Source organism: Rhodopseudomonas sp. BR0G17 (assembly GCF_010907025.1).
Lineage (GTDB): Bacteria > Pseudomonadota > Alphaproteobacteria > Rhizobiales > Xanthobacteraceae > Rhodopseudomonas > Rhodopseudomonas palustris_H.
The window spans coordinates 1-11,967 of the sequence record NZ_QUML01000061.1; the positions used below are offsets into that span (position 1 = coordinate 1).

Below are 11,967 nucleotides of genomic sequence, written 5' to 3' on the forward strand. Positions count from 1 at the left end.
GCGTCCGGCGTGGGGGGGGGGACGGGGGGATGGTCAGCTACCTCGGCCCACCGGTCTTCGCAGCCTTCGTCTGGTGGTTCTCCACCGGAGCGGTGCTGCTCCTGGTCGGCAGCGTCGGCCGCTCCGAATTGCTGCGGGCGGTGTGCGCCGGGGGAATGCTCACCATCGCGCTGTGCGGCCTGTCGGTCACCGCGCACGACGTCAGCGTCGGCGCGGCCTACATGGCGTTCAGCTGCATCATCTTCCTGTGGGGGGCGCAGGAAATCGCGTTCCTGTCGGGCTGGCTCACCGGCCCGCGGGCCGAACCGTGCCCGCCCGACGCCAAGGGCTTCATGCGCTTCAGCTACGCGCTGCAGGCCATCCTCTATCACGAGCTCTGCCTGCTCGCTTGCGGCGCTGTGGTGCTCGCGGTGACGTTCGGCGCCGAAAACCAGGTCGGGCTGTGGACCTATACGGCGCTGTGGGTGCTGCGCCAGAGCGCCAAGATCAATCTGTTCCTCGGCGTGCCCGTCACCAATGACGAGCTGATGCCGGATGCCGTCCAGTTCTTGAAGACCTACTTCGCCCGCAAGCCGGTCAGCGCGTTCTTCCCGATTTCTGTGACAATGGCGACCGCAGTGCTGGTGGTTATGATCCAGCGCATTGTCGAAGTCGCCGATACGCCGTTTGAAGTGGTTGGTCTCACGCTGGTGTCGACGCTGTTTGCGCTCGGCGTCGTTGAGCATTGGTTCATGCTGCTGCCCCTGCCTGCCATCACGCTGTGGAGCTGGGGCATTCGTCCAGGTTTCTCGCCGGAGAACAACGTCATGGAACAGAAACCCTCCGCCACCATCACGGCTGCATCCGCGCAGGGATCGTCTGCGCAGCTTTCAGAAGCTCCGACCGCCGCTGAGGCTCGCTCCGCCGCGCCGCAGCTCGTCGTCGTCCCCACCGCCCGCGCCGAAGAGGCGCAGCCGAAGGCGCGCCAGCTGTGCGCCCGGCAGCGGCTGGAAGACCAGTTCCGCCAGACCTTCCTGGAGCAACATCCACGGAGCGGCTTGGCAACGGCACGGGTCGCAGAACCCGCCGCGACGCTCAACGGGAGGACGTCATGAACTACGAAGCCTATTTCAAGCGGCAGATCGAAGGCCTCCATCGCGAGGGTCGCTATCGCGTGTTCGCCGACCTCGAGCGTCACGCGGGTTCGTTCCCGCGCGCGACTCACCATCGGCCCGAAGGCACCAACGAAGTTACGGTATGGTGCTCCAATGACTATCTCGGCATGGGCCAGCACCCGGCGGTGCTGAGCGCGATGCACGAGGCGCTGGACAGCTGCGGCGCCGGCGCCGGCGGCACCCGCAACATCGCGGGCACCAACCACTATCACGTGCTGCTGGAGCAGGAGCTCGCCGCGCTGCACGGCAAGGAAGCCGGCCTGCTGTTCGCATCGGGCTATGTCTCGAACTGGGCGACGCTGTCGACGCTGGCATCGCGCATGCCCGGCTGCGTGATTCTGTCGGACGAGCTGAACCACGCCTCGATGATCGAAGGCATCCGCCACAGCCGCAGCGAGACCCGGATCTTCGCGCATAACGACCCGCGCGACCTCGAGCGCAAGCTCGCCGATCTCGACCCGCATGCGCCGAAGCTGGTGGCGTTCGAGTCGGTGTACTCGATGGACGGCGACATCGCGCCGATCGCCGAGATCTGCGACGTCGCCGACGCGCACAACGCCATGACTTATCTGGATGAGGTGCACGGCGTCGGCCTGTACGGCCCGAACGGCGGCGGCATCGCCGATCGCGAAGGCCTCAGCCACCGCCTCACGGTGATCGAGGGCACGCTGGCGAAAGCGTTCGGCATCGTCGGCGGCTACATCACCGGCTCGGCGGCGCTGTGCGATTTCGTCCGCAGCTTCGCCTCGGGCTTCATCTTCTCGACCTCGCTGCCGCCGGCGGTCGCCGCCGGTGCGCTGGCAAGCGTCCGCCACATCCGCTCCAGCTCGGCCGAGCGTGATCGTCACCAGGATCGCGTCGCGCGGCTGCGGATGCGGCTCGACCAGGTCGGCGTCGCCCATATGCCGAACCCGAGCCACATCGTGCCGGTGATGGTCGGCGATGCGGTGCTGTGCAAGCAGATCAGCGACGAGCTGATCAACCGCTACGGCATCTATGTGCAGCCGATCAACTATCCGACCGTGCCGCGTGGCACGGAGCGGCTGCGGATCACGCCGTCGCCGCAGCACACCGACGCCGACATCGAGCATCTGGTGCAGGCGCTCTCTGAAATTTGGGCACGGGTCGGCCTCGCCAAGGCCGCCTGAGTCCTTCACTGATCTACCCGAGAAAGACTGGCGCGCGCCTCCCGGCGCGCGCCTTTGTTTTTTGCGGGGCTCCGCGCTTCAGGCCCGGGCGCTGCGGCGGTGTGCTTCGGTCAAACGCCGAAGCCCATAGTGGAGGCTTGGGCGTTTGAGAGCCTCAGTCTCGCGCTCGGCCTAGAGCGCTTCATCGATTGATTGAAGCGGATTTGGCCTTTGCCAAGCGTCTGAAGTCCTCATCCTGAGGAGCCCGGCAAAGCCGGGCGTCTCGAAGGATGAGGAGCCACATCGCGTGCGGCGCATGGTTCGAGACGGCGCTTCGCGCCTCCTCACCATGAGGCTCTACAAGCTGCGACCGCTAGGAAGTTCGGTCCTGATTCTGTCAAAAGCAGAGATGCTCTAATCTCTCCCCGCGCGTGGGGAGTGGTCGGATGGCGCAGCGATCCGGGCGAGGGGGCGTTTCGGCATAGCCGAGCTTCAGATCTTTCGACGGCGAGGCGCGGGCTCAGCGGGTCAGAACTGGCCGCCCCCTCGGTTCAGCCCCGCTTGCCGCGCGGCGACGGCCGGGTGAGCCGCATCCGGCCATGGGTGCGCGGCAGGAAGTGCGAGCCTTCGGCCTTGATGAACTCCAGCATCGCCCGCGCCGGCGGCAGCAGCACCTTGTCCTTGCGGCTGACCACAAACCATTGCCGCACCACCGGCAGCCCCTCGACGTCCAGGATCACCAGCCGGCGCTCGTCGAGCTCGGTGGCGACGGTGTGGGCCGAAATGAAAGCGACGCCGAGCCCGGCGATCACCGCCTGCTTGATGGTTTCGTTGCTGCTCATTTCCATGCCGATCGGCGGGCTGATGCCGGCGCCGCCGAAGAACTGCTCCATCAGGCTGCGGGTGCCGGAGCCGGGCTCGCGGGTGACGAAGGTTTCGTTCGCGAGCTCCTTCGGCGCGATGTTGTCCTTGCGTGCCAGCCGGTGCGCGGTCGGCGCGATGATGACGTGGGGGTGGTCGCCGATCAGATGGACGTCGACTTCGAGGTCGACCGGCGGCCGCCCCATGATGGCGATGTCGAGCTCGTAGTTGCGCAGCTCGGCGCCGATCTCCTGGCGGTTGCCGATCGACAGGTGGACATCGATCTTCGGATGGCGCTTGAGGAAGCCGGAGATCGCGAACGGCACGAAGTACTTTGCGGTCGACACCGCACCGATCGAAATCCGCCCCGCGGTCTTGCCGGCGATCATCTCCAGCGAGGTCTCGCAGGCGGCGATCGCCGCCTCGATCCGCTCGCTGAGCGCCAGCACCTCGCGCCCGGCATCGGTCAGCCGCATCCCGTCGTTGCTGCGCTGGATCAGCGGCAGATCGGCCAGCGCCTGCAGATTGCGGAGCTGCAGCGTCACTGCCGGCTGGGTCAGGTTCAGCTTGCCGGCCGCCGCCGTGATGCTGCCGGTCTCAGCCAGCGCCGCCAGCGCGCGAAGCTGGCGAATCGAGACGGTTTTGAACTGTCGGCTCATCAAACAAACACGCGTGCGGGAACGATTGCGAACTGTCGGCTATTCGCCCGAGAGGGTCAACCTGGACGCGGGGCTGTCACCCTTGGTCCGTGTCTTATGGGGGGACGGGTGCACGAAGCGTGCAAGCCCTTGGGCTACCTTCTGCCGAGGGCGATTGCCCCAGCGATGGCCGGGCTCGTCCGAGTCGGCCTCGTCTTATGGCGGCATGGCTGTGCGGAGGGGAGCGTACGAGATCGGGTGCGAAGCGGGGAGGGGTTGTGCCTGACCTGTTAGTTGGCGGCTGTGGGTCCCTCCTGAATTGAACGATCTAGTGATTAGTTCGACGCAATGGCGGGTATTGTGATTTTGCGGCAAGAAGCTCGGCAATATAGGCATCTTTTGATGCGCTGCAGTGAATGCCATGATTACTACGTAACTACGTGAGATAACGAGTATCGGCCGGTTTGGCTTTGCAGTGCACGAGAATCACGGTCATTTAAACGGTATATTAGCGGTCGAATTATCGTCATTCTCGCTGTTTCGTTGCGTGATACGGAGTGGCTGGCTGTCGCCACGGCAAAAGCGACATACGATCATCGAAAGGGAGGTCGTGTGAAAAGTCGTATTCTGCATATTGATGACGATCCAGCGATGCTGAAGGTCGTCGCCGCGGTGTTGTCCCGAGATCCGGATCTTGAAACCAGGGGATGCCTTTCCGCCGAGGAAGGGGTGCGCGCCGCAGCCGAATGGCTGCCGGACCTGATCCTCAGCGATGTTTCGATGCCGGATGTCGACGGCGTGCAATTCCTCGAAGAACTCCGCAATCAGCCTGTCACCATGAGCATCCCGGTGGTCTTCACCACCGCCTGCGGCCGGTTCGACGACATCTCCGATTTCAAGTCGCTCGGTGCCTCCGGCATCATCGCCAAGCCGTTCAATCTGCGCGAACTGATCAGCAGCGTGCGCAGTTATCTCGAGCTTGCAGCGGCGGCTGCCGACGACGCCGGCCCGCTTCCCGACGTCGAGATCCGCGACCGTTTCAGGGAAGACGCCGTACTGCTGTGCGAGCTGCGGGAGCCGTTCGAATCCGGGGCGGCGCCGGATGGGCTGCGCCATGTGGCTCACAAGCTGGTCGGCGTTGCCGGGATCTACGGCTTTGCGGCGATCAGCGCGGCTGCGGCCGCGGTGGAACGCGCGCTGAAGCATGCGGTGCACGATCCAGCTTCCCGGCCCGACGTGGTGTCCCGCCTCGACGACCTGCTCGACCTCTTGGACCAGAACAGCGGCCTGCGGCCGGATTGATCAGCGCGACTGGAGAGCCGTATGAGCGCCCCTGTGATCCTGATTGCGGACGACGATCCGGCGGTTTTGGCCGCATTGTCGGCGCGATGCCGCAAGATCGGCTTCGAGGTCGACACCGCCACCAACGGGCTGCAGATGCTGCTCAAGGCGAGGCGCAAGTCGCCGGACCTGATCATCGTCGACATCAACATGCCAAAGCTCGACGGGCTCACCGCTTCGTTTCACCTGCTCGAACCGGGCGGTCTGCCGGTCGACGTCATCGTCGTCACCGGCATCACCTGCGAGGAGACGCTGGAGCGCTGCGAGGCGATGGGGATGTTCTACGCCTGCAAATGTGAGCAGTTCTGGCATCACATCAGCTGCGCGCTCACCGAGATCTTTCCGCAGATGGCCGAAGCGATCGCCGAGCACACCGGGCCGCTGATGGCCGGGCCCGACGTGCTGCCGATCCGGCCGCGCGTGCTGGTGGTCGACGACGACGAGCAGGTCGGCCAGTTCCTGGCGAGCCGGCTGAAGAAACTCGGGATCGAGGTGCTGTATGCGCCGAACGCCGCCCGTGCATTGCGGATGGCGGCCGGTCAGTATCCGAGCGTGGTGGTGACCGACTATCACATGCCGGAAGGCGACGCCGACTTCCTGATCATGCGGCTGCGCAGCTCGCGCACGACGGCGCAGATCCCCGTCATCGTCCTCAGCGGATGGGAGATCGATGAAGCCACCGCCAAGCTGCTGAAGCGCGACATGCTGGGCTACTCCGGCGCAGTGGCGATCTTCAAGAAGTCGTTCGACGTGCAGGCGCTGTTCGACACCATCCAGCAATACTGCACCGGCGAGCCCAGGCCGGACCCTGCGGTCTAGGCGGATGGCGCACCGATGAACGACTTCAAAGACGCCAAGAGGAAGTTCGAAGGTGCACTGATTCCGGCGCCGCGCCGGCCGGTGCGGCGGGGCGGGCGAGCCTTGATCCGCCTGGTCGGCGTCGCCGTGATCGTCTCGCTCAGCGTGATGGCCGGACGGATCGCCTCGCAATACACCCGCACCTGGGAGCCTCCCGGCCTCGGGCACGGGCTCGACGTTCCCTGGTGGATCTTCGTGATCTCGCTGGCGGTCGGCCTGTCGATCGCCGGTCTGATCGAACTGCAATTGTCGCGCTACGAGCGGCGCAACGCGCACAAGCTCAAGCAGGCGCATCTTGCGGCGATCGTCGAGGGATCGAGCTACGCGATCGTCGGCCAGTCGATCGACGGCACGGTGCTGAGCTGGAACAAGACCGCCGAGCGGCTGTTCGGCTACACCGCCGAGCGGGCGATCGGCCAGAACGCCACCGAGCTGATGGTCCCCGACGATCTGCGCGACGAAGAGCAGCAGATGCTGTCCGGTATCAGCGACGGCACCGCGTTCGCGTATCTCTGGACCAAGCGCAAGCGGGCGAACGGCACGCTGGTCGATGTCGCGGTCAGCATCTCGCCGATCCGCGCCGATGACGGCCGGCTGATCGGGATGGCGGCGTCGATGCGCGACATCACCGATCTGGTGCAGGCGGAGCGCGAGGTTCACGACCTCAACGCCGCGCTGGAGCGCCAGGTCGCCGAGCGCACCTGCCAGCTCGAGAAAACGCTGACGCTGCAGACCGCCATCCTCGAACGCGCCGCCTATGCGGTGATCGCCACCGACGTCTCCGGCACCATCACGCTGTTCAATCCGGCCGCCGAGCGCATGCTGGGCTACAAGGCCTCCGATCTGATCGGCCGCGCGACCGCGATGCTGTTCCACGACCCTGACGAACTCGCCGCGCGTGCCGACGCGATACGCAAGGAGGGAGTGACCGTCAACACCAATCTCGGTGTGCTGCAGGCGCGCCTTGCCCGTAACGATCCCGACACCGCGGTGTGGACCTACATCGATGCGCTCGGCAACCGGATCCCGACCCGGCTCACCCTCAGCCGGCTGCGCACCCGTGACGGCGTCAATCTCGGCGTGCTGGGGATCGCGGTCGATCTCACCGAACAGCTCAAATACGAGGACGAACTCAAGGCCGCGCGCGCCACCGCCGAGCAGGCCAGCGCCGCCAAGGCGGACTTCCTCGCCAATATGAGCCACGAAATCCGCACCCCGCTGAACGGCATCATCGGTTATGCCGATCTGGTGCTGGAGGACGAGACGCTGGCGCCGGATACACGCCGTCAGGTGATGCGGATCTTCGAGGCCAGCGACTCGCTGCGGGTGATCATCGACGACATTCTCGACTTCTCGAAGATCGAAGCCTGCGGCGTCACGCTGGAGAGCAAGCCGCTCTACATCAACGAGCTGATCGCCAATTGCGCCTCGATCATCGAGCCGAAGGCGGACGAGAAGGGGCTGAAGCTGATCGCGACCGCGCGGGCCACGCCGCCGGTGCTGATCGGCGATGCGGTGCGGCTCCGTCAGGTGCTGCTCAACCTGATGAACAACGCCGTCAAGTTCACCTCGGCCGGATCGGTCGAGCTGATCGTGTCGTGCATCGGGCGGGTCGATCATCTGGTCCGGCTGCGCATTTCGGTTGCCGACACCGGCATCGGGATTTCGCCGGAGGCGCAGAAAGGGCTGTTCAAGCGCTTCAGCCAGGCCGATGAGACGATCTCGCGCAAATTCGGCGGCACCGGCCTCGGGCTGGCGATCTCGCAGCGGATCGTCCAGGCGATGCACAGCGAACTCAAGATCGAAAGCCAGCCGGGCGCCGGCAGCACGTTCTATTTCGAAGTCGAGATGCCGGTCGCCGAACGGCTCGATATCGAGCGCCACGATGCGCAGGTCCATTGCAGCCGCTCGGCCAAGATCCTGGTGGTCGACGACGTCGAGATGAACCGCGATCTGTGCAAGACCATGCTGACCCGGGCCGGCCACCTGGTCGATCTCGCCGACAGCGGCGCGGCCGCGATCGCGATGGTGGCGAGCCGTAGCTACGACCTGATCTTCATGGACGTCCAGATGGGCGAGATGGACGGGCTGGAAGCCACCCGCCGGATCCGCGCGCTCGGCTGTATTTACCGCGACGTGCCGATCATCGCGCTCACCGCCAACGTGCTTCCCGAGCAGGTCGAGCGCTACAAAGCGGCGGGCGTCGACGGCCACCTCGGCAAGCCGATCAACCGCGCCGAACTGCTGGCCTGCGTGGCGCGATGGATCGACGGCGATATCGCGCATGTGCCGTCCGAGCCATTGGCGCCGATCGAGCTTGGCTCCGAGCCGGACCATCCGGTGCGCGATCAGGCTGCGCTGGAAGATCTGCGGATGTTCGCCAGCGACCACGATATCGCGGGCTTTTCCGAGCAGCTTCGCGACACCATCGCGCGTATCAGGACGCAGTGGCCGCACCACATCGACGCGATGAAGCTCGATCACGAGGCGCGGACCGCGCTCGGCGCCACAGCTCACAAGACGGTGTCGCTCGCCGGTCAGCTCGGCTTCAAGCAATTAGCGGCAGCGTGCCGCCGGATGGAGGCCGCCTGCGCCCCCCACAAGGATATTCCCGATGCGTTTGCGGCGCTTCACGCCGCGCTCGACAACGCCGAGCCGGTGCTCGACGCTCCGTCTGAGGTGGCCTGATCGCGTCGCCGGACGATATAAGAAATTCTTTTGCGATATCGAAGATAATAAAATTTCTCTTATTTTCGCGGTTGTGGTCAATGTCCTCCCACAACGCATCCCGCGACGCCGATCGGCTCAGCGCGAACTTCGCGATCGAGTTCCCGAACGGTGTCCGACCATCCAGCCGCCTCGGCCGGCCAGGGCTTTCAAGGAGGACGACATGAACGAAGCAGTCACCATCCGCGGCAAGGACCGCTATCGCTCGGGCGTGATGGAATACAAGAAGATGGGCTATTGGGAGCCCGACTACGAGCCGAAGGACACCGACGTTATCGCGCTGTTCCGCGTCACCCCGCAGGACGGCGTCGATCCGATCGAAGCCGCCGCGGCCGTCGCCGGTGAATCGTCCACCGCGACCTGGACGGTGGTGTGGACCGACCGCCTGACCGCAGCCGAGAAGTATCGCGCCAAGTGCTACCGCGTCGATCCGGTGCCGAATTCGCCCGGCCAGTACTTCGCCTACATCGCCTATGACCTCGACCTGTTCGAGGCCGGCTCGATCGCCAACCTCACCGCGTCGATCATCGGCAACGTGTTCGGCTTCAAGCCGCTCAAGGCGCTGCGGCTCGAGGATATGCGGCTGCCGATCGCCTATGTGAAGACGTTCCAGGGCCCGGCGACGGGCATCGTGGTCGAGCGCGAGCGCATGGACAAGTTCGGCCGGCCGCTGCTCGGCGCCACCGTCAAGCCGAAGCTCGGCCTGTCGGGCCGCAACTACGGCCGCGTGGTGTATGAGGCGCTGAAGGGCGGTCTCGACTTCACCAAGGACGACGAGAACATCAACTCGCAGCCGTTCATGCATTGGCGTGAGCGCTTCCTGTACTGCATGGAGGCGGTCAACAAGGCGCAGGCCCAGACCGGCGAGATCAAGGGCACCTACCTCAACGTCACCGCTGCTACGATGGAGGACATGTACGAGCGCGCCGAATACGCCAAGGAGCTTGGCTCGATCATCGTGATGATCGACCTCGTGATCGGCTACACCGCGATCCAGTCGATGGCGAAGTGGGCGCGCAAGAACGACATGATCCTGCATCTGCATCGTGCCGGTCACTCGACCTACACGCGGCAGCGCAATCACGGCGTGTCGTTCCGCGTCATCGCCAAGTGGATGCGGCTCGCCGGCGTCGACCACATCCATGCCGGCACCGTGGTCGGCAAGCTGGAGGGCGATCCGGCGACCACCAAGGGCTACTACGACATCTGCCGCGAGGACTTCAACCCGATGGCGCTGGAGAACGGGCTGTTCTTCGACCAGCATTGGGCCAGCCTCAACAAGCTGATGCCGGTGGCCTCGGGCGGCATCCACGCCGGCCAGATGCACCAGTTGCTCCATCTGCTCGGCGAAGACGTCGTGCTGCAGTTCGGCGGCGGCACCATCGGCCATCCGATGGGCATCGCGGCCGGCGCCACCGCCAACCGCGTCGCGCTGGAAGCCATGATCCTCGCCCGCAACGAGGGCCGCGACTACCTGCACGAAGGTCCGGAAATCCTCGCCAAGGCGGCGCAGACCTGCACGCCGCTGAAGGCCGCGCTCGACACCTGGAAGAACGTGACCTTCAACTACGAATCCACCGACACCCCCGACTACGCGCCGACCCCGTCGGTGTCGGTCTAACAACCTCAACCCGGCCGATTGGCCTTGACCCGTCATTGCGAGGAGCGAAGTGACGAAGCAATCCAGAAGCCCGGTGCACTGCGCTGGATTGCTTCGCTTCGCTCGCAATGACGCAGGCTTTCGGTGCACGGCGAAAACCAAGGAGCAATTTCCAATGCGACTGACCCAAGGCTGTTTCTCGTTCCTGCCCGATCTCACCGACGAGCAGATCGCCGCCCAGGTGCAATACGCGCTGTCCAAGGGCTGGGCGGTGAACCTCGAGTTCACCGACGACCCGCATCCCCGCAATACCTATTGGGAGATGTGGGGCCTGCCGATGTTCGATCTGCAGGACGCCGCCGGCGTGATGATGGAACTGAACGAATGCCGCAAGATCTACGGCGATCGCTACATCCGGCTGTCGGCGTTCGACTCCTCGCATGGCTGGGAATCGGTGCGGCTGTCGTTCATCGTCAACCGTCCGAAGGACGAGCCCGGCTTCCGGCTCGACCGTCAAGAGTCCGACGGCCGCAACATGCGGTACACCACGCGTGCCTATTCGGCCGACAAGCCTGAAGGCCGCCGCTACGGAGGCTGATCGTGGACGCGACAGCAACGACGCCCAATGGAGACGACGCGCCGCCCGCGCGCGTCGATCTCCGCGCCGAGTTCAACGAGGTGGGCATCGGTGAGGTGCTGGATCAGCTCGATCGCGAGCTGGTCGGGCTCAAGCCGGTCAAGACCCGCATCCGCGAGATCGCGGCGCTGCTTCTGGTCGAACGCCTGCGCAAGCGGATGGGGCTCGCCACCGGCAACCCGACGCTGCACATGTCGTTCACCGGCAATCCCGGCACCGGCAAGACTACGGTGGCGCTGCGCATCGCCTCGATCCTGCACAAGCTCGGCTTCGTGCGCCGCGGCCACGTCGTCTCGGTGACCCGCGACGAACTGGTCGGGCAATATATCGGCCACACCGCCCCGAAGACCAAGGAAGTGCTGAAGAAGGCGATGGGCGGCGTGCTGTTCATCGACGAGGCCTACTATCTGTATCGCCCGGAGAACGAGCGCGACTACGGCCAGGAAGCGATCGAGATCCTGCTCCAGGTGATGGAGAACCAGCGCGACGATTTGGTGGTGATCCTGGCCGGCTATGCCGACCGGATGGAGAAGTTCTTCCAGAGCAATCCCGGCTTCCGCTCGCGGATCGCCCACCATATCGACTTCCCGGACTACACCGACGGTGAACTGCTGACGATCGCCGAAGGGATGCTGAACGAGCAGAACTATCACTTCGCCCCCGAAGCGAAGGCCGCGTTCGAGCGCTACATCGGCATCCGCAAGACCCAGCCGTTGTTCGCCAACGCCCGCTCGATCCGCAACGCGCTCGACCGCATCCGCCTCCGCCAGGCCAACCGCCTGATCGCCGACCTCGACCGTTCACTGACCGCCGAGGACATCATGACGATTGAGGCGGGCGATGTGCTGGCGAGTCGGGTGTTCGGGAAGGGCGCGGGGAGCGGCGAGTAGTTCAACTCTCCCCCGCGCGGCGGGCGATCACAAGGAGAGTATGCAGTCGCTGCGAGGATGACCCTCCCCTGGAGGGGGAGGGTCGCTCGCGCAGCGAGCGGGGTGGGGTGGCGAAGAGTTCATCCGCTGCCGTG

The 11,967-nt window shown here is 65.1% G+C and carries 9 protein-coding genes; 8 read left to right on the top strand and 1 reads right to left on the bottom strand.

Features of this window, described 5'->3' with window-relative positions; genetic code table 11:
* Positions 1 to 29: 29 nt before the first annotated feature.
* Positions 30 to 1,094 carry a putative photosynthetic complex assembly protein PuhE gene (gene puhE / locus DY467_RS24715; RefSeq protein ID WP_107343563.1) on the top strand — a complete coding sequence of 355 codons (1,065 nt, stop codon included), beginning with the start codon at positions 30 to 32 and terminating at the stop codon, positions 1,092 to 1,094.
* Positions 1,091 to 2,302, top strand: a complete 1,212-nt coding sequence (gene hemA / locus DY467_RS24720) for a 5-aminolevulinate synthase (protein ID WP_164639656.1) — start codon at positions 1,091 to 1,093, stop codon at positions 2,300 to 2,302. The genes puhE and hemA overlap by 4 nt, the downstream gene beginning before the upstream one ends.
* Positions 2,303 to 2,832: 530 nt before the next feature.
* Here the strand turns inward: hemA and DY467_RS24725 are convergent.
* A complete protein-coding gene (locus tag DY467_RS24725; RefSeq protein WP_164639658.1) occupies positions 2,833 to 3,801 on the bottom strand; it encodes a LysR family transcriptional regulator in 969 nt (322 codons plus the stop codon).
* Between the two features lie 591 nt (positions 3,802 to 4,392).
* Between DY467_RS24725 and DY467_RS24730 the strand changes: the two genes are divergently transcribed.
* The 6 genes from DY467_RS24730 to cbbX all read left to right on the top strand — a co-directional run bounded on the left by DY467_RS24730 (position 4,393) and on the right by cbbX (position 11,833).
* Entirely contained in the window at positions 4,393 to 5,082 is a 690-nt protein-coding gene (locus tag DY467_RS24730) for a response regulator (protein ID WP_164639660.1), read from the top strand.
* A 21-nt stretch (positions 5,083 to 5,103) separates the two neighbouring features.
* Positions 5,104 to 5,940, top strand: coding sequence for a response regulator (locus DY467_RS24735; protein ID WP_164639662.1), 837 nt, complete (start codon positions 5,104 to 5,106; stop codon positions 5,938 to 5,940).
* Between the two features lie 15 nt (positions 5,941 to 5,955).
* Positions 5,956 to 8,667 (top strand): PAS domain S-box protein, encoded by a 2,712-nt coding sequence (locus DY467_RS24740; RefSeq protein ID WP_164639664.1) that lies wholly within the window; start codon positions 5,956 to 5,958, stop codon positions 8,665 to 8,667.
* Positions 8,668 to 8,869: 202 nt separating this feature from the next.
* Positions 8,870 to 10,327: a form I ribulose bisphosphate carboxylase large subunit gene (locus tag DY467_RS24745; RefSeq protein ID WP_107343569.1), complete on the top strand. Its 1,458-nt coding sequence runs from the start codon at positions 8,870 to 8,872 to the stop codon at positions 10,325 to 10,327.
* Between the two features lie 154 nt (positions 10,328 to 10,481).
* Positions 10,482 to 10,904, top strand: a complete 423-nt coding sequence (locus DY467_RS24750; protein WP_013503624.1) for a ribulose bisphosphate carboxylase small subunit — start codon at positions 10,482 to 10,484, stop codon at positions 10,902 to 10,904.
* 2 nt (positions 10,905 to 10,906) lie between these two features.
* On the top strand, positions 10,907 to 11,833 hold the full coding sequence (cbbX, locus tag DY467_RS24755) for a CbbX protein (protein ID WP_164639666.1): 927 nt from the start codon (positions 10,907 to 10,909) through the stop codon (positions 11,831 to 11,833).
* Positions 11,834 to 11,967 lie beyond the last annotated feature (134 nt).